At 42.7% G+C, this 18,455-nt stretch carries 17 protein-coding genes; 10 read left to right on the top strand and 7 right to left on the bottom strand.

Annotation, left to right across the window (positions count from 1 at the left end; translation table 11 throughout):
- Positions 1–15 precede the first annotated feature (15 nt).
- The 6 genes from G5B00_RS06235 (at position 16) to G5B00_RS06210 (ending at position 5,536) form a co-directional block, all read left to right on the top strand.
- Positions 16–705 (top strand): YggS family pyridoxal phosphate-dependent enzyme, encoded by a 690-nt coding sequence (locus G5B00_RS06235; protein ID WP_163872409.1) that lies wholly within the window; start codon positions 16–18, stop codon positions 703–705.
- Entirely contained in the window at positions 706–1,164 is a 459-nt protein-coding gene (locus G5B00_RS06230; RefSeq protein WP_163872408.1) for a GNAT family N-acetyltransferase, read from the top strand.
- Positions 1,161–1,982: a DUF3298 and DUF4163 domain-containing protein gene (locus G5B00_RS06225; protein ID WP_163872407.1), complete on the top strand. Its 822-nt coding sequence runs from the start codon at positions 1,161–1,163 to the stop codon at positions 1,980–1,982. Before G5B00_RS06230 ends, G5B00_RS06225 begins: the two co-directional genes overlap by 4 nt.
- Positions 1,983–2,022: 40 nt before the next feature.
- Positions 2,023–3,291, top strand: a complete 1,269-nt coding sequence (locus tag G5B00_RS06220) for an aspartate kinase (RefSeq protein WP_163872406.1) — start codon at positions 2,023–2,025, stop codon at positions 3,289–3,291.
- Positions 3,284–4,468: a THUMP-like domain-containing protein gene (locus G5B00_RS06215; RefSeq protein WP_163872405.1), complete on the top strand. Its 1,185-nt coding sequence runs from the start codon at positions 3,284–3,286 to the stop codon at positions 4,466–4,468. The genes G5B00_RS06220 and G5B00_RS06215 overlap by 8 nt, the downstream gene beginning before the upstream one ends.
- Positions 4,469–4,546: 78 nt before the next feature.
- Positions 4,547–5,536: an LLM class flavin-dependent oxidoreductase gene (locus G5B00_RS06210; protein WP_163872404.1), complete on the top strand. Its 990-nt coding sequence runs from the start codon at positions 4,547–4,549 to the stop codon at positions 5,534–5,536.
- A gap of 22 nt (positions 5,537–5,558) precedes the next feature.
- Here the strand turns inward: G5B00_RS06210 and G5B00_RS06205 are convergent, their stop codons facing one another.
- The 7 genes from G5B00_RS06205 to G5B00_RS06175 all read right to left on the bottom strand — a co-directional run bounded on the left by G5B00_RS06205 (position 5,559) and on the right by G5B00_RS06175 (position 11,578).
- Positions 5,559–5,774: a heavy-metal-associated domain-containing protein gene (locus G5B00_RS06205; protein WP_163872403.1), complete on the bottom strand. Its 216-nt coding sequence runs from the start codon at positions 5,772–5,774 to the stop codon at positions 5,559–5,561.
- Positions 5,775–5,949: 175 nt separating this feature from the next.
- Positions 5,950–6,612, bottom strand: a complete 663-nt coding sequence (locus G5B00_RS06200) for a DUF2461 domain-containing protein (RefSeq protein WP_163872402.1) — start codon at positions 6,610–6,612, stop codon at positions 5,950–5,952.
- A gap of 281 nt (positions 6,613–6,893) precedes the next feature.
- Positions 6,894–7,292, bottom strand: a complete 399-nt coding sequence (locus G5B00_RS06195; protein ID WP_205966324.1) for a PIN domain-containing protein — start codon at positions 7,290–7,292, stop codon at positions 6,894–6,896.
- Between the two features lie 5 nt (positions 7,293–7,297).
- On the bottom strand, positions 7,298–7,552 hold the full coding sequence (locus G5B00_RS06190; RefSeq protein WP_163872401.1) for a DUF6364 family protein: 255 nt from the start codon (positions 7,550–7,552) through the stop codon (positions 7,298–7,300).
- 59 nt (positions 7,553–7,611) lie between these two features.
- Positions 7,612–10,053: a heavy metal translocating P-type ATPase gene (locus tag G5B00_RS06185; protein ID WP_163872400.1), complete on the bottom strand. Its 2,442-nt coding sequence runs from the start codon at positions 10,051–10,053 to the stop codon at positions 7,612–7,614.
- A 159-nt stretch (positions 10,054–10,212) separates the two neighbouring features.
- Positions 10,213–10,779 (bottom strand): helix-turn-helix domain-containing protein, encoded by a 567-nt coding sequence (locus tag G5B00_RS06180; protein WP_163872399.1) that lies wholly within the window; start codon positions 10,777–10,779, stop codon positions 10,213–10,215.
- A gap of 70 nt (positions 10,780–10,849) precedes the next feature.
- Positions 10,850–11,578, bottom strand: coding sequence for a sulfite exporter TauE/SafE family protein (locus G5B00_RS06175; protein ID WP_240894407.1), 729 nt, complete (start codon positions 11,576–11,578; stop codon positions 10,850–10,852).
- A gap of 250 nt (positions 11,579–11,828) precedes the next feature.
- Between G5B00_RS06175 and G5B00_RS06170 the strand changes: the two genes are divergently transcribed.
- The 4 genes from G5B00_RS06170 (at position 11,829) to G5B00_RS06155 (ending at position 18,362) form a co-directional block, all read left to right on the top strand.
- A complete protein-coding gene (locus G5B00_RS06170) occupies positions 11,829–13,991 on the top strand; it encodes a S46 family peptidase (RefSeq protein ID WP_163872398.1) in 2,163 nt (720 codons plus the stop codon).
- Positions 13,992–14,175: 184 nt separating this feature from the next.
- Entirely contained in the window at positions 14,176–14,550 is a 375-nt protein-coding gene (locus G5B00_RS06165) for a DUF423 domain-containing protein (RefSeq protein WP_163872397.1), read from the top strand.
- A gap of 12 nt (positions 14,551–14,562) precedes the next feature.
- A complete protein-coding gene (locus G5B00_RS06160) occupies positions 14,563–15,768 on the top strand; it encodes a chloride channel protein (protein WP_163872396.1) in 1,206 nt (401 codons plus the stop codon).
- Positions 15,769–15,875: 107 nt separating this feature from the next.
- Positions 15,876–18,362 (top strand): S9 family peptidase, encoded by a 2,487-nt coding sequence (locus G5B00_RS06155; RefSeq protein WP_163872395.1) that lies wholly within the window; start codon positions 15,876–15,878, stop codon positions 18,360–18,362.
- Positions 18,363–18,455 lie beyond the last annotated feature (93 nt).

Below are 18,455 nucleotides of genomic sequence, written 5' to 3'. Positions count from 1 at the left end.
CGAAATGAGATATAAATGAGTATTGCATCGAATATACAAACCTTACAACAAGAACTAAATCCCATCGGCGTACAACTGGTAGCGGTCTCCAAGACCAAGCCTATCGAAGATATACAGGAAGCCTACGAAGCCGGACAGCGTGTGTTCGGAGAAAACCTCGTGCAGGAATTGGTCGAAAAACAAGAAGCACTGCCCAAAGATATCTCCTGGCATATGATAGGTCACTTACAGACGAATAAAGTCAAGTATATTGCTCCTTTCGTCACACTGATACACGGTGTGGACTCGTACAAGCTGTTGAAGGAAATCAATAAGCATGCCCTCAAAAACAATCGGATAATAGACTGTCTTTTACAAATCTATATCGCCGACGAGGATTCCAAATTCGGTCTGGACCATGTAGAGCTCATCGAGCTGTTAGAAAATCCGGAATTCAAGACATTGGAAAACATATGTGTACGAGGACTCATGGGGATTGCTACCAATACGGACAATCCAAAGGTGGTCAAAGAAGAATTCTACGAGCTGAAAATGTTGTTTGACGGGATAAAAGTCAGCTATTTCCGTCAAGAAAGCAGCTTTGACACACTATCTATGGGTATGTCGTCAGATTACAAGATCGCTATCGAACAGGGAAGCAATATGGTCAGATTGGGGAGTACCATTTTCGGAAAACGGGTCATCAAACATTATAAAGCACAGTAAATGGAGTGTCAGATACGTCCGGCCAATGCCGCAGATTGTCTCCAAATGATGGAACTGATCCACGAACTGGCCCTTTTTGAAAAAGCACCCCACGAGGTCACGGTAAGCCTCGAAGAGTTTGTCGATGCAGGATTTGGCAAAAATCCGGTATGGGGAGCCTTTGTTGCGGAGATCCAGGGAATGATTGTCGGTATGTCGCTATACTACATACGATATTCTACCTGGAAAGGACGAAGGCTGTATCTGGAAGATCTTATTGTGAATGAGCCCTATCGCGGCAAAGGGATTGGAAAACTCCTTTTGGACAAAACCATAGCTTATGCCCAGGAAAAAAACTATAGCGGTATCATGTGGCAGGTACTGAACTGGAACGAACCGGCTATCAAATTTTATGAGAAATACCAAGCAACGTTCGATGGAGAATGGATCAATGTAAATTTAAATTTTGACAAAAAATGAAATACTTACCCTTTGTATTCCTATTTCTGATCTATGCTTGTACCCATACGAACGAACAAACTTCAAAAAAAAGTTTGTCCAATGCTTTAGATAATGACACACTATCGTATACATATCAAGAGTTTGCAAAGTCGAGTAGGTATCTTGTGGAGCACGACACCTCTGTCGACAGCACCTACTTCCGTGTTTCTTATCCCAAATTTCCAGACTCCACCATCATGGGATTAGTTCACCCTGCCATTTGGCTTGAAGGAGAAGATGGTTTTGAACAAGCAGCCCAAACTTTTATAGAGGGCTACGACGAGTTTGTGGAGGAAGAGTCTACACACCATGTTTCTATGGCTTGGTTTAAGAACATACAAAGCTCCGTCTGCTTGAATACCCCAAGACTGCTTACCCTCAAAACCACCTATCAGCAATATACGGGAGGAGCACATGGCAACACCGTAGTTGTATGGTCCAACTTTGATATTGTACAGCACCAGAAAATTCAGCTTTCGGATATCATTATCAAAGAGAAACTCCCTGCGCTAACCAAAATGGCTGAGCAGCAGTTCCGAAAGATGGAAAACCTTGCCGATACAGCCTCATTGGAAAAGGATTTTTTCTTTGAGCGCGGAATATTCGCTTTAAATGATAACTTTGGCTTGACAAAAGATGAGTTGCTGTTTTATTACAACGAATATGAAATAAAACCTTATTCGGAAGGATCTACAACGATCAAGCTTCCTTATGCTGATTTAAAGGATTTTTTAAGCAACCGAGGCAAGGAGTATGTTAAAGAAATAGAGAGAGCCGTAATAGATGGCAAAAAATGACATCCTAAAAAATATTATATTAACCATTTGAATACAATAAATGCAGGTTTTTAAATTTGGTGGAGCTTCGGTGAAAAATGCGGAAAACATCAAAAATGCAGCTTCGATCATCTCGAAATATAAATCTTCCGAACTGTTGGTCGTCGTATCTGCGATCAATAAAACTACGGACAGGTTACAAGAGGTTGTCAACAACTACACGAAGGGTCAAGGAGATCCTTTTCTGGCATTGGATGTCGTCAAGCAAGAACATAACCAGATCCTTTGTGAACTGTTTGAAGATCGCCAAGCTCCTGTCTTTGATGATATTGCCAATTGTTTTGTCGAGATTGAGTGGATCCTGGAAGAAGAGCCATTGGATAGTTACGACTATCTCTATGACCAGATCGTTTCCGTCGGCGAGCTGCTGTCTTCAAAAATACTGGCTGCTCATTGTAATCAGATAGGCATTCCGACCAAATGGGAAGACGCCAGAGATTATATCTCCACGGACAATACCTATCGTGAAGCTGTCGTGGATTGGGAACTTACCGAAGCCAAGATCCGCAGGGAGTTCCCCTTGATATTGGATGAATATGTGGTCATCACGCAGGGATTTATCGGTTCTACATCAGAGAATTTTACGACGACTTTAGGTCGGGAAGGTTCGGACTATTCAGCAGCGATCTTTGCGGCCTGTCTCAATGCCGAAGGCATCACGATCTGGAAGGATGTACCGGGTGTGCTGAATGCCGATCCAAAATGGTTTGAAAAAACCGAATTGATCCCTGAGCTGTCCTATACCGATGCCATTGAGTTGACATATTATGGGGCTACCGTCATACATCCGAAGACAATCAAGCCGTTGCAAAATAAAAAGATCACATTGAATGTACGTTCGTTTCTGCAACCGGAGCAACCGGGAACACAAATCCGTACAACCAATCAGACATTGCCTGTCCCCTCTTTTATCTTCAAGATCAATCAGGTACTGATCAATATACAGCCACGGGATTTTTCGTTTATCGTAGAGGACAATCTGAGCCATATATTCAATCTGTGTCACCTGCACCGCATAAAAATCAACATGATGCACAACAGTGCCATATCCTTTTCCGTGAGCATAGATGATACAGGTGAGAATGTCGACATGCTATTGGAAGATCTCGAAAAAAGGTATAAGGTCAACTACGAAAAAGGTTTGGAATTGATCACGATCCGGTATTATAATCAAGAAACTATTGATCGGGTATTGGTAAATAAGAAAATTATTCGCGAACTTAAGGACAGTTATACCTGTCAGATGTTAGTGAAAGAATTGAATGAATAAACATATTCTAGATAAAGACGTTCAAGAATTTATCAAAGCCAATAGGGAGCTTTCGCCAAGTACTATAGCTTTGAAAAGATCCCCTTTTTCCCATGTGACCTCCGCCGAGCTGGCCTCCCAAATTGATGGATGGCAGCGTAGCGTGCGAAAATTGCCTACATGGGCATTTTCCCCCAACATCTACTACCCCGACAAGATCAATCTGGAACAATGCTCTTCCGAACACACTGCACTCATCAAACAGACCCTTATCCATACCGGCAGCAAAGTCGTAGACGTAACCGGAGGATTTGGTGTGGACAGTTGCTATATTGCGCAAGAAGCGGAGATCGTCATTCATTGTGAGCTTAATGAAAAACTGTCCAAAATCGTTCAGCATAATGCGGCAGAACTGGGGGTCAACAACCTTGTATGCCTCGCCACAGACGGTGTAGAATATATCCGACAACAAGAGGACGATGTCTTGGATTATATCTACATCGATCCCTCACGTCGGGTCAATCATGCCAAAGTATTTTTGCTAGAGGACTGCGAACCCAATATCGTCGACTTGCAGGATCTCTTTTTCAAGAAGTCAAGATATGTCATCTGCAAACTGTCCCCACTCATGGATATTTCCACGGCATTGGGCAAACTGCGTCATGTAAAATATGTCTTTGTCATCTCTGTGGATGGCGATTGCAAGGAATTACTATTTGTACAGGACAAGTTATTTGATGGCACACCCAAAATATCCGCCATACGCCTGTTTGCCGATCAGATACAAGTGCATACATTCGGTATCGAAGAAGAAAAAAGTACCTTGATCCGAACCTCGGATCCCCTCACCTACCTCTACGATCCCGATGTATCGGTCACCAAAGCCGGAGCTTTCAAGACCATCAGCAAACGGTTTAGTCTGTTTAAGCTGCACACCAATACACATCTGTATACTGCGGAGATATTGGATGAGGAATTTCCCGGCAGGATCTTTAAAATCCAAAAAGTACAAAGTATACCCTCCTTCAAAAAGAACAATAGTCTTACCAAAGCCAATGTGGCTACCAAAAATTTTCCCATCAAGGTAGACGAAATCCGCAAAAGGTACAAGATCAAGGACGGTGGGTCAGACTTTTTGTTTTTTACTACAGATCCCGCCGGCAATCATATTGTGATACAGGGAGTGAAAGTTGTATGATTTGTCACACAAACGCCAAAAATCAGATAAAGACAATTTCCTTACAATGTCCTCCACTATTCATTGTATTTTTATGGCATGAGTAATGTCAAAATATCCCTGCTCGAGCTAGCGACGATCTGTAAAGGAAGCAATGCTACAGAAGCGATTGCTCGGGCCGTAAAAGGTGCACAGCATATAGAAGAATTGGGTTTTCATCGCATTTGGCTGGCCGAACACCATAATATGCCACATATCGCCAGTTCGGCCACAGCTGTTCTTATCGGCCATATCGCCGGACAGACGAAACATATCCGTGTAGGTTCGGGCGGTATTATGTTGCCCAATCATACACCCTTGGTCGTCGCTGAGCAGTTTGGTACATTGGAAAGCATCTATCCGGGGCGAATTGACCTTGGCCTCGGCCGGGCACCTGGTACGGATCAACTGACAGCCATGGCACTGCGCCGCAACAATCTCAATACCTCCTTCTACTTCAAAGAAGATGTCCTCGAACTACAGCAGTATTTGGACGAAAACAACTTTAACGCCAAGGTACGGGCTTTTCCGGGAGAAGGTTTGGATATTCCGATATATATTCTGGGGTCAAGTACAGACAGTGCTTACCTCGCTGCCGAACTGGGACTACCCTATGCTTTTGCAGCCCATTTTGCGCCGGCGATGCTCGATCAGGCTATGGAGATATACCGCTCCCATTTCAAACCCTCCGATGTGCTTAAAGAGCCGTATACCATCATCTGTATCAATATCGTAGCAGGTGACAGTGTGGAAGAAGCACAGTTTCTTTCCACCAGTCTGTTCAATATGTTTGCCGGAATATTGACCAATCTGAGAAAACCGCTCTCTCCTCCTACTGAAAAACCTATCTATCACGGTATTCCGGAAATAGAACAAGCTGTTCAGAATATGGTCAACTGTACCTTTATCGGGACGGAAAAGGAGATGCGTGAGGAAGTATTGGCATTTGCCGAGAAGCACCAAGCCAATGAAATCATGACCACCAACTACATCTTTGATGAAGGGAAAAGACTACATGCTTTTGATATTATCGCAAAGGCATTGATGTAAAATAAGTAGATCCGTTTTTATGCTATACCGGATCTGCTTTGAAGCCTTTACTCTTTACGATAGCTATTACTTCTTCTTCGGTAATACCTTTAGAACTTACCGTAAGGATTTTATCGGCATTGTCCGTATCCACATTCCAATGGCAGATACCCTCTGCATTATCCAGATCGGATTGCACTTTGGATACGCATCCGCCACAATTTAATGTTGTTTTGAATTTTAATTCTTTATTTTCCATGATCTTTAAAATTTACGAGTTATTTAATAGTACAAATTTCCGTACAATTCTGTTCTGTACGCTTACATAATTTTGAAAATATTTTGTAAGATTTAGGGATGCACAAGCAATGTCATTAAGTTAAGGATATATACGCCGTTCATGTCAGCTTGTGACCGAAAGTAAAGGATTCCTCCTAAAACAGCGGTTCCCCATTTAAATCGGTCGTAAGCACTTCACTCATATAATCGAAAAAAGGACGCATTGCCAAAAATGTAGCGATTACTTCTTTCTGGAAATCAGAAGAAAAAACCTCATTATCAGAAAGAGCTCTCATGACTACATACTGTTTTTTCTTAATCAGATCAATAGCAGGATGATTTTTGTCAAATCCTTTCGGAGCCATTTTTACGCCATCTTCTCCTTTGAGCACCCCGAAATATTTTATGAAAGTTTTATCCGAAGTGATTTTTTCGATTTCGGTTGTATCCATTTCAAACTCTTTGCGGACACGAAATAAATCCTCACTGTTCGGCGCCCAAAAACCTCCTCCGACAAAACTGTGACCGGGTTCCAAATGAAGATAGTATCCTCCTCTGAGCATAGGTTTTGTTCTAGAAAAACTGACTCCAAAATGGGTTTTATAAGGTGTTTTGTCCTTGGAAAAGCGAACATCTTTATAAATCCGGAAAATATGGATTCCTTCTAAGCTATCGTGCTTTTGAAGCTCGGTATAAATTCGGTTGAAAAAAATCTTGTTTTCTGCTACGACCGAATCAAATTCCGATTTATGTACGGAGAACCACTCGCGGTTGTTGTTTTCTTGGACCTGTTTCAGAAATTCAAATGCTTTTTTCATAATATTGTAACCGAATAAATTTACGTTGGACATGTTCGTTGTTGTGATTCTCGGAATGGGTGCAGATAAAGCTACTTATCGCGGTCTGTTTTGAGGGTGTCTAAAAAGGTCTGGCAATTCATATAATCGTCATTTCGAACGAAGAGAGAACCGAGTGAAACGAGCTCTCCGCAGGAAAATCTATGGATGAATTAGAATTAACTAATTTTCAACAAGTTGAAAAACTGCTTAACCATAGATTTCTCCTCGTACCTCGTCGAAATGACGGTATGATTGGCTTTTTAGACACCCTCGTTTTTCTCTTTCATTTTTAAGAAATTCAAAGGTGTCATCACCGCGATTGAAGAATTTCTGTAATCTTTTATATTTCGGGCAATAATCGTATCCAAACCTTTTATGGTTAGCGCGGATGAATATTGAACAGAATCTTCATAATCAGCAAAGTCATTTTTTAATGCCTGTATGATTTCTGATTTGGTTGTTCCGATTATCTCGGTCATTGCGGTCAGAGCCTCGACACCTTCCAATGTTTTCTTGTTGCCTAAAAATTTTCTTACGATACAGTAAATGTTATTAATACTTACAGCCGAAAGATATAATTTCACACTTCCTTGTTCGCTGAGTTCAAAAAGTTCACTTGCAGGATTTGCGTGAGGCTCTCTGTCTGTGAAAAAGTACAAAAAGCTTATACCCCATATTTTTTTGAAAGTTCCTCTGTTAAGATTTGTTTATAGTCAAGATTGTCATCTGTTTTGATTATTCCTTTTAGTTTTCTGACTTTGGGAGAAAGTTGCTTTTCTTTGATTTTTTTTCGATCTACGGTGACAAATTTGAAATAGTTTTCAACCATTTCAGAAAGGCTTTGGCCTTTTTCTTTTGCATATTCTTTAGCAATATCTATGACTTCCTTTTCAATTGTCAATGTCAATTTTGTATTCATTTCACTTTCTTTTACAACAAATATACGTGTTCATTTTTTACTTTATAACACGCTCTCAATTACTTCTTCCACTTCAACCTCAAACTGTTACTGACCACACTGACACTGCTCAATGCCATGGCCGCACCGGCGATCATCGGATTGAGCAGGAAACCGTTTATCGGATAGAGAATACCCGCTGCAATCGGAATACCGATGAGGTTATAGATAAATGCCCAAAACAGGTTTTGTTTAATTGTCACAACGGTCTGTTTGGACAAACGTATAGCTTGCGGTATTTTGGTCAGATCGGAGGATATGATGGTCATTTTGGCCACGTCCATTGCGATGTCCGAACCTTTGCCCATTGCTATACTGACATCTGCTGTCGCGAGTGCCGTACTGTCATTGATACCGTCCCCGACCATAGCCACCACCCTGCCTTGTTGCTGTAGTTCCTTGACAAAATCAGCTTTGCGCTGTGGCAACACCTCGGCTTTGTAATGCTTGATACCGGTCTCCTCCGCAATGGCTTTTGCTGTGGCTTCGTTATCGCCTGTAAGTATATACAGATCAATGCCCATTTCCTGCATTTCCTTGATAGCTGCTACCGAGGTTTCTTTGATCTTGTCGGATATGGCCAGCACGGCCAAAGCTTGTCTGCTGTTCGAAAACCAGATGACGGTATTAGACTGTCTGCTCCATTCATCCGCCTGCTGCTGCAGATCCGCTGTAATAGCTATGGCTTTTTCGGTCAACAACACCCTATTGCCTACATAATAAGTTTCGTTGTCGTGGACAGCTTTTACGCCTTGACCGGTGATGCTGTCGAAATCAGACATTTCAGCGTTTCCTGCATCAACTTTGGAAAAGTTTTCGTTCTCGAAATGTTTGACCACAGCCTCTGCCAAAGGGTGTTCCGATTGTCTTTCTATACGCAACAGGATATCTTTGGTAGCATTGTCATTATTCAACCATCGGATACCGGTGACTTCGGGTCTACCTTCGGTAATGGTTCCTGTTTTGTCCAATATAACAGCGTCCACTTTCTTGGCCAATTCCAGACTTTCGGCATCTTTGATCAGTATACCATTCTCTGCCCCTTTGCCCACACCGACCATAATGGCCGTAGGCGTAGCCAATCCCAAAGCACATGGGCAGGCGATAACCAAGACCGTCACTGCAGCCAATAATCCTTGTACCAAGCCATTGTCCCCACCTAAAGCCAACCATAAGGCAAATGTCAAGACAGCGATACCGATCACCGTAGGAACAAAGATACCCGCGATCTTATCGACCAATTTCTGAACAGGTGCTTTGCTTCCTTGTGCATCCTGTACCATTTTGATGATTTGGGCAAGCATGGTTTCTTTGCCCACCTTAACGGCTTTGAACCGGAAACTGCCTTTTTGATTGATCGTTCCTGCAAATACTTTTTCGTTTTCTTTTTTCAGTACCGGAACGGGTTCTCCGCTCAGCATACTTTCGTCCACATACGAATTGCCCGATATGACCATACCATCCACCGCAATTTTATCTCCGGGTTTGACTAAGATCACGTCTCCTACATTTACCTCCTCTATAACGGTTTGCTTTTCTGTACCATCTGCCTGCACGACTGTAACGGTTTTGGGCTGCAATCCCATGAGTTTTTTGATAGCCGTAGAAGTATTGCCCTTGGCTTTTTCTTCCAATAGCTTCCCTAATAGAATAAACGCGATGATGACGGCAGCAGCTTCAAAATAAACATGGGCATGTAATCCCCGCTGGTGCCAAAAGTCGGCAAAAAACATGTTAAACACACTGAATATGTAAGCAATACCTGTACTCAATGCCACCAAAGTATCCATATTGGCCGAACGGTGTTTGGCCTGTTTCCACGCATTGATAAAGAAGTCTCTACCTAGCCATAGCACCACAGGGGTAGAGAATGCCCACATGATTTCATTGCCATAAGGCATATCCATAAAGAACATACCGATAATGACTACAGGCAAGGACAGTATGATTGCCCAGATGGTTTTGGTCTTTAATTGTTGAAATTTCTTCTCGTGGAGAGCTTCCAGGGTTTCCTGCTGTTTGGTTTCATCTTCGATCAATAGATCGTACCCAACACCTTGCACCGCTTTTTGCAATTGGGAAGCATTGGTCATATTGGGAAGATATTCTACCGTCAGGTTTCCCGTCGCAAAGTTGACCGAGGCATTGACTACGCCAGGTTGATGACGGACAATACTTTCGGCACTTCCGGCACAAGAGGCACAGGTCATTCCCAAAACCAGAAAAGTGCCTTTGGCCGTCGTAACTCCATAACCGAGATCCTTGATAGTTTTTGTTGCTTCGGCAACAGTTTCATTATTTTCTACCGTAATAGCAGCTCTACGATTGTTCAGCTCTACCTTGTGGCTTTCGATACCTTTGACCTCTGCCAGTCCTTTATCGACGATCAGGGCGCAGTGTTCACTTTCTACCCCTTCCAGGGGAAGATAGATAGTTTCTTTATTGTCGTTATTCGTTGCCATATTTCGATTGCTTTAAATATACAATACAAAGGTGGCCATAAAAAGAGAATGCTGTGTTGTAGTTTTATGGAATTGGTTTGTAAGATTTACCTTTTTTGTGAACCATTAAGAAGTTAACATCAAGACTTAACTCTCCTTCATTCCTTAATGGTTCTTTTTTTACACCTCATCCAGTGGCTTCCTTTTGTCTGCGCGGATCTGTTTGAAATGGCTAGGCGTCAATCCCGTTACTTTCTTAAATTGGTTACTTAGGTAGGCTACACTTGAATAATTCAGACGGAAAGCGATTTCACTTAAAGTCAATTCATCGTACACCAACAGTTCTTTTACCTTCTCCACCTTTTGGGCAATGTAATATTTCTCAATGGTTGTGCCTTCCACCTCCGAAAACAGATTGGACAGATAGTTGTAATCGTGTTGCAATGTATTACTGAGGATATCGGATAGATTGTATCTTGCTTCATTGCTATCTTGATAATGCACCAGATCGATGATAACATTCTTTATCTTCTCGATGATACGGCTTTTTTTGTCATCTATCAGTTCAAAGCCCAACGGGATCAATGCTTCTTCAAACCTTTTCTTTTCTTCGGGTATAGGTTCTTCTTCGAGGGTAACCTCTCCCAGTGTGATGTTTTTAACACCCAATCCTAATTTATCCAGTTCATTTTTCACCACCAGGATACAGCGGTTGCAGACCATATTTTTGATAAAAAGTTTATGCATGTTCAATCCTATTTGATAGTTTATATTTCAAACATAAAACCAAAGTCTTTGTTTGACAAATGTAGGTTATTTATGCCAAGGTGCTGATGATCAAAATCACACTGACACCGATTAATCCCCAATACACATATCGGAAAAATGTATTGTCTTTCAACCGATGATTGAGGTATCGACCTAAGAATATCGCAGGAATAGTCGTAAGCAGAGAGAGCAAGAAGTACATATTGACCTCTGCGGTAATAAGGCCCTTTGCATAGTACCCAACAACACTTATCAGACTGACGGGCAAAAAATACGCTTGAAGCGTAGCCCTAAAATGTTTTGCACTCCACTGTCTCAGATTCCCGTAGACAACCAACGGTGGGCCATTCAGCCCATATGCTCCACCCAATACTCCGGACAGAAACCCACAGACAAAGGACCAGAGTGTATTGTCTTCCTTTAGCACCTTCTTGTTTTTAGAGAAAAGCGAGTAAAGGGAATACAATATAATGAGTACACCAAGTCCTGTCTTTACAAATATCTCATTCCCATATAGAAGCATCACAATACCCAGAGGTACACCAAGTATAGCGTAAAAGATCAGCCATTTGGCACTCTTGAAGTGAATCTTGCTATGGTCTTGCACGACGATAATGAGGGCTATGACGACCGATAGCATAACAGATAAGGGAACGGCAATATTGACCGGCAAAAAAAAGAGAAATAACGGTACGGCAATCAATGACTCGCCAAAGCCTAAGGTAGAACGAACCAAAGAAGCAATAAAGCTAATGATAAGAATGAATAAAATCGTCAATATAGAATATCTTTTGAGGATGATTTGTTGAAACGTCAAATGTATAAAAAATCGGGAAGAATAATTAAATCAGTAAGGGCGAAAGATTTTTCGCCCAACTGACGCATAGTATTTTTCTTAACGTCTCTGCGAGAGATTCTGAGGTGCAGAGGTGTATTTGTCGTATACCTCAACATTTTATAATAAAAAGGTTCTTAATCGTTTTGCTTATCTTTGTGTGTTAATCATATTTTTGAAAAAGTACGCACATATGAAAGCAAATCTGAAATCTCTCCTAGTAGCAGCAGTCCTTATATCGTCCATCTTTAATTTTTCCGCCAAAGTACCTGACGAAGGGATGTTCCCTTTGAGCGAGCTCAGCCGTGCGGGATTGAAACAAGCCGGACTCAAAATCAGCGAAAAAGACATATACAATCCCGGACAGATAGGATTGGTAGATGCTTTGGTACAGGTCAGCGGATGCTCAGGCTCTTTCATTTCACCAAATGGGCTCGTCATTACCAACCACCACTGTGCCTTTAGCGCTGTACAGTTGGCTTCCACACCAGAGCACAATTACCTGGAAAACGGTTTTGTGGCCCACTCCCGCCAACAGGAAATCGAGGCCAAAGGATTGACTATACGCATTACCGATTCATACGAAGATGTTTCGGACAAAATATTGTCTGCTGTAGCGCAGGTGAGCGATCCTGTCGAACGTATTCAGATCATCAACAAAAAGAGAAAAGAATTGGCCAGTGATGCTGAGCAAAAAGACCCTAGCATAAAAGCTGAGGTTTCAGAAATGTTTATCGGCAAAAGTTACGTACTCTTTCGGTACAAGACGATAGAAGATGTCCGTTTGGTCTATATTCCCAGACAGGATATCGGCGAGTTTGGAGGAGAAACAGACAACTGGGTTTGGCCACGTCATACCGGTGATTTCTCTTTCTTAAGGGCTTATGTCGCTCCGGATGGTTCTTCAGCCAAATATTCCAAAAATAATGTACCCTATCAACCCAAAAAACACCTTAAAATCAATCCAAAGGGTGTAGATGAAAATGACTTCGTCTTTATCCTCGGCTATCCGGGACGAACATTCCGTCATAGACCGTACCAATATTTGGAATATCAACAGCAATATTTATTACCTTTTACTTCCGAACTGTACGATTTTCAAAACCAACAGCTCTATAATGCAGGCAAAAACGACAAAGCAATCGAGCTGGCATTGGCCACCCGGATCAAACGCAATGCCAATGTGATGAAAAACTATCGTGGTAAATTGAAAGGTCTGCGGAATATCGACCTGGTCAAACAAAAACAACAGGAAGATCAGGCTCTGGCCGAATTTATTGCCAAAAGTCTGGATCTGAAAGCACGTTATGGCACATTGCTGCAAGATATCGACGCTCATTATAAAACCGTATTTACAGATGCAGAAAAAGAATTATGGTTCAACAACTTATACTCCGGTATTCGAAGTATTCATATAGCAAGATTGCTCAATTCGTTCAAAGATGCATTGGCCAAATATCCTGCCAAGCAACAGCGAAGCAAGATCTTCACGCTCAACATCGCTAAGGTCAAAGAGCAACTAGAAAAAATCTATGAAAGCTATCATGCAGAAGCAGATAAAAATATAGCCAAACATCAATTTGCTTTGGCCTATCAGTTCAAGGATCAAAATACCGTTTCGACGATACAGCGTAAAAATTTCAGTAACGTAGAAGCAGCGCAAGCGTATATTGAAAAAGCCATTGATCAATCCAGGATAAACGATAAAAACAAACTGTTTTCCGAAGTACTGAACGATGCGGAATCATTGGTAGCCTATCAAGACGAACTGCTGACGCTTCAAAAGCAATTTGCAGAAGAAATCGAACCTTTCAGCACCGAACTGATCAGAAGAGAAGGTGTGTTGAATAAGTTGATGGCCGACTATGTCGCTGTAAAGGAAACGTTCCAATCGAAGAATTTTATTCCCGATGCCAATTCTACCTTACGACTGACCTTTGGTTATATCAAAGGCTACAGTCCGGCCGACGCAACTTACATGACTCCGTTTACAACCATCAAGGGGTTGATCGAAAAAGGTAATTCTGGTGATGCCGAATTCCGCTATCCCGAAGCTATTAAACAAGCCTGGTTGGCAAAAAACTTTGGGGCTTACTACAAGAAAGAAATAGACGATGTGCCTGTCAACATCCTGTACAACATGGACACCACCGGTGGCAATTCGGGCTCTCCTATCATGAATGCTTATGGCGAACTGATCGGTGTCAATTTTGACCGTGCCTACGATGCCACGATCAACGACTTCGCATGGAACGAAAGTTACAGCCGTTCGATTGGGGTGGATATCCGCTATGTATTGTGGATTGCAGATAAGATCGACAATGCACAATTTATATTGAAAGAAATAGGAATATGATTTTTTAGATAGGTGTCTAAAAAGCCGTCATCCGCCGGTAGTCGGACAAGTTGTTGAGCGAAGTCGAACACATCTCATTTTAGTACAGCATTTACTATAACAAGATCCTTCTCCGCCAGTTGGCGGATCGAGGATGACGAATTAAAATCGGGACTTTTTAGACACCTCCAATAAACACCATCACATGAACACAACCACACTCATCCTAGCCGTGCTCTTCGGGAGTACAGGCATTACCCTCGGTGCCTTTGGTGCCCACGCCTTCCGAAAAATCCTTTCAGAAGAAAAACTGGCCTCTTTTGAAGTTGGCGTGCGTTATCAGATGTACAGTGCCTTTTTTCTGCTGATCGTAGGATTTCAGTTTGATTTTGTGCAATATGCAGAACGTCTAGCCGTGTACGGTGTCGCCATAGGTACCCTACTGTTTTCCGTAAGCATCTATTTCCTGTCCTTTGCCGAATACTGGAAAAAGAACCTAAGGTTCCTTGGCCCGATCACACCATTGGGTGGACTGTTGATGATCATAGGTTGGCTAGCAGCATTGGTATCCTTTCTTTAATACCTGGAGCAAATGTTCGAAACACTTTCTCTATCAAAAAAAGACATACTCGTTTGGATAGCAGTCCTTTTGCTAGTATCGTTATGCGCAGGTGCTACATCAGCTTTGTTTTTACATGCATTGCAATGGGTAGGTGAGTTTAGAGAAAGCCACCTTTGGATTATCTGGGGGTTACCCGTAGCCGGTATTCTTATCGTCTACCTGTACAAAACATACGGTTCGGAGGCCAACAAGGGCAATAATCTCTTGTTTGAAAAATTCTACCGTCCCAAAACTGCTATTCCTTTTATCATGGCTCCGCTCGTGGTCGTCGCTACGTTGTTGACACATTTATTTGGTGGATCTGCCGGTCGCGAAGGTACGGCTGTACAATACGGAGCGACTTTTGCCGATTATTGGGCCAATAGGTTTCAGCTCGATAAGCGAAAACAAAGGATAATACTCATTGCAGGTATCTCTGCTGGATTTGCCTCCTTATTTGCTACCCCTTTGGCGGGGGCTATATTTGCTGTCGAGATGTTTCGCATGGGTAAAATTCGCTATACAGCGCTCATTCCTGCTCTATTGACGGCCTATCTGGCACATTACGGCTGTACGCTCTTTGGCGCACCACATACCCATTATCCTACCATACAATATCAATTGGGATTTTCCATGGATATACTATGGGCTATCGTCGTAGGAATGCTCTGCGGTTTGGCTACCAGATTGTTTGTCGCAAGTGATTATGTATTCAGCAAGCTGTTCAAACGTATTGCCCATCCTTACCTGCGTATTGTCATTGGCTCTCTCGTCATTATGACAGCCATTTATCTCTTGGGTACAACAAAACACATCGGATTGGGTATGTCGACGATCGTGGATTCATTTTATCATGCACAAAACAGTTATGACTTTTTTGTAAAAATCCTGTTGACGACTTTGACCTTGAGCATTGGCTTCAAAGGAGGCGAAGTCACTCCCCTGTTTTTCATTGGCGCGACATTAGCTGCCGCGATAGCGCCTTATATTCCTGTACCTTGGATGGTCGTTGTTGCCATGGGTTTTGTATCCGTATTTGCAGGTGCCACCAAAACACCTTTGGCCTGTGCGGTCATGGCGGCCGAATTGTTCGGATTTTCTGTCCTGCCCATTGTTCTGCTAGCCACCCTTGCCGCATATTTTATCTCCGGCAAAAAAGGCATATACAGTGCCCAACGCAATTTTAGGATCCTGTAGAAACACAATGCATTGTGCCTCTACCACATTTCCATCATCAAAATTTTACACTCGCCTTTCGCCAAAGCCCTTTCAAAAGGATAACTTAGCGGCATAAAATATTATCCATGAAATACTATATCTTAGGTCTGTTATTTATATCCCTGCAACTCGTAAAAGGACAGGAAAGAGAATCGGCGAAGCCCAATTATCAACTCGCAGCAAAGTTTTCTCCTTCAAAGCTGAGCACCATGATATTCTCTACCGAAGTACGTCCCCGTTGGATCAATTTCAGTGACAGGTTTTGGTACGAATATTCGACCCCTGATGGCAAAAAATGGTATATCGTCGATCCAAAAGCCAGAAAGAAAAGTGAATTGTTCGATAGAGCCGAAATGGCTGCCCAAATTACCCGTATCGTCCAAAACCCATTCGATGCCCAGCACCTTGCCCTTGAAAATCTGAAATTTGTAGACCATAGCGAACATCTGATCCGCTTTCAGGTCAAAAGCACCAAAGACACCATAAAAAGTAAGGACGAAATCAAAAAACTGACCAACAAGAACGATACATTAAAGAAAAAAATATTCTACTTTGAATACGACATCCAAAGTCAAAAACTCAAGGAAATCAGCGATACGACCGAAGGCAAGCCCAAACCATCGTGGGCAAGTTTCAGTCCCGACACATCACGTGTATACTTTGCAAAAAACTACAACCTGTATTGGATGGACTATGCCAATTACAAAAAAGCATTGAAGGATGAAAAGGACTCCACAATCGTAGAGCACCAGATCACAACGGATGGGGTACAGTATTACGCTTGGGGCGGCGATCAGTACAGTGTCACGACGAGAAGCCAAAAAGAAGAAGAAGAGGATAGACAAGAACGGAAAACGGTATGGCTGTATTGGTCTCCCGATGGCAAGCACTTTGTATTGACACGCAAAGACAACCGGGATTATTCAGATCTATGGGTCATTAACAATGTTGGCGGGAAAAGACCTACGCTGGAAACCTACAAATACCTCATGCCGGGAGAAAAGGATTCTACCGAAGCCGAATTGTACATCTTTGACACCGCACAGCACAAACCCAGACAAATACAGGTAGCGGCATTCAAGAATCAAACGCTCAGCCTATGGAATAGACATTCCTCTAAGGAAAACTACACGGGCAAGTACTACATCAACTACTGGCTAGGCGATGAAAAGGAGTTCTATATGGCCAGGTCCAGCCGTGACCTCAAGAAGATCGACATCATCGCCGTCTCGGTGGATGGTCAAGTCAGAACATTGGTCGAAGAGCGATCTAATGTCTATCTGGACGTCAAAAAACCGTATATCATCAAGAACAGCAAACAGTTCATCCACTGGTCACAGCGTGACGGTTGGGGGCATTTCTATCTGTACGATTTACAGGGAAAGTTGCTTCACCAAATTACGAAAGGCGAATTCCATTGTGACGAACTGGTCAAATACCATGAAGCCACCGGAACACTGTATTTCAATGCAAACGGTAAAGAAAAAGATATAGACCCCTATTACAATTTCTACTATGCCGTCAACAAAAACGGCGGGGTCGTCAAATTGTTGACCGCCGGAAATTTTGATCATCAGATCAATGTTAGCGAAAGCGGAAATTACTTGGTAGACAACTTTTCACGCGTGAATACCACTCCGGTATCCAATCTATACAATGCTACGGGGCAACTGATCATGAAGCTGGAAGAAACGGATCTATCCCAGTTATTTGCAACCGGATACAAATTTCCCGAACCGTTCAAGGTCAAGGCTGGGGACGGTATCACAGATCTCTATGGTGTACTATACAAGCCATACGATTTTGACTCGACAAAGACCTATCCTATCATCGAGTATGTCTATCCGGGGCCGCAGACCGAAGCGGTCAATAAAAGTTTCGGAAGAAGTATGGACAGAATTGACCGCTTGGCACAGATGGGCTTTATCGTCGTATCCGTTGGCAATCGCGGTGGCCATCCCTCCCGCTCAAAATGGTACCATACCTATGGGTATGGCAACCTGCGGGACTATGGATTGGAAGACAAGAAAGTCACAGCCGAGCAATTGGCCGCCAGATATGACTTCATCGACCTTGACCGTGTAGGTATCACAGGACATTCGGGTGGAGGTTTTATGTCTACAGCAGCGATGTTGGTTTACCCTGATTTTTTCAAGGTGGCTGTATCGGGTGCAGGAAACCACGAAAACAACATCTACAACCGTTGGTGGAGCGAAAGGCATCATGGCGTGAAAGAAATTATCTCATCAAAGGGAGACACGACTTTCAGCTATCAGATCGAGCGAAATTCTGATCTGGCCAAAAACCTAAAAGGCAAGCTTTTGCTCGTCACAGGCGATATAGACAACAATGTGCATCCAGCCAACTCCATCCGTATGGTGGAAGCACTGATCAAAGCCAACAAACGCTTTGACTTCCTACTGTTGCCCGGACAACGGCATGGATTTGGCAATATGAGTGAATACTTTTTCTGGAAGATGGCCGATTACTTTAGCGAGCATCTGTTGGGTTCGTCCAGGATGGATGAGGTCGATATGGTAGAAATAAACAAGGAAAAGCCATTGAAAAAGTAAACCGCTTTTTTGTCATTCTGAACAAAGTGAAGAACCACGAAGTGCTCATCGAAGATAATCTGAAAATCCTGTCTACCGGCAGGTACACAAACA

It is taken from the genome of Parapedobacter sp. SGR-10, assembly GCF_011030405.1.
Classification (GTDB): Bacteria; Bacteroidota; Bacteroidia; order Sphingobacteriales; family Sphingobacteriaceae; genus Sphingobacterium.
The sequence above is the reverse complement of the archived record's forward strand: the minus strand, read 5'-3'. Positions and strand labels throughout refer to the sequence as shown.

Bases quoted from the DNA above. Each gene is read 5' to 3' on its own strand.
- G5B00_RS06235 (WP_163872409.1), top strand. From the start codon at position 16: ATGAGTATTGCATCGAATATACAAACCTTACAACAAGAACTAAATCCC.
- G5B00_RS06230 (WP_163872408.1), top strand. From the start codon at position 706: ATGGAGTGTCAGATACGTCCGGCCAATGCCGCAGATTGTCTCCAAATG.
- G5B00_RS06225 (WP_163872407.1), top strand. From the start codon at position 1,161: ATGAAATACTTACCCTTTGTATTCCTATTTCTGATCTATGCTTGTACC.
- G5B00_RS06220 (WP_163872406.1), top strand. From the start codon at position 2,023: ATGCAGGTTTTTAAATTTGGTGGAGCTTCGGTGAAAAATGCGGAAAAC.
- G5B00_RS06215 (WP_163872405.1), top strand. From the start codon at position 3,284: ATGAATAAACATATTCTAGATAAAGACGTTCAAGAATTTATCAAAGCC.
- G5B00_RS06210 (WP_163872404.1), top strand. From the start codon at position 4,547: ATGAGTAATGTCAAAATATCCCTGCTCGAGCTAGCGACGATCTGTAAA.
- G5B00_RS06205 (WP_163872403.1), bottom strand. From the start codon at position 5,774: ATGGAAAATAAAGAATTAAAATTCAAAACAACATTAAATTGTGGCGGA.
- G5B00_RS06200 (WP_163872402.1), bottom strand. From the start codon at position 6,612: ATGAAAAAAGCATTTGAATTTCTGAAACAGGTCCAAGAAAACAACAAC.
- G5B00_RS06190 (WP_163872401.1), bottom strand. From the start codon at position 7,552: ATGAATACAAAATTGACATTGACAATTGAAAAGGAAGTCATAGATATT.
- G5B00_RS06185 (WP_163872400.1), bottom strand. From the start codon at position 10,053: ATGGCAACGAATAACGACAATAAAGAAACTATCTATCTTCCCCTGGAA.
- G5B00_RS06180 (WP_163872399.1), bottom strand. From the start codon at position 10,779: ATGCATAAACTTTTTATCAAAAATATGGTCTGCAACCGCTGTATCCTG.
- G5B00_RS06170 (WP_163872398.1), top strand. From the start codon at position 11,829: ATGAAAGCAAATCTGAAATCTCTCCTAGTAGCAGCAGTCCTTATATCG.
- G5B00_RS06165 (WP_163872397.1), top strand. From the start codon at position 14,176: ATGAACACAACCACACTCATCCTAGCCGTGCTCTTCGGGAGTACAGGC.
- G5B00_RS06160 (WP_163872396.1), top strand. From the start codon at position 14,563: ATGTTCGAAACACTTTCTCTATCAAAAAAAGACATACTCGTTTGGATA.
- G5B00_RS06155 (WP_163872395.1), top strand. From the start codon at position 15,876: ATGAAATACTATATCTTAGGTCTGTTATTTATATCCCTGCAACTCGTA.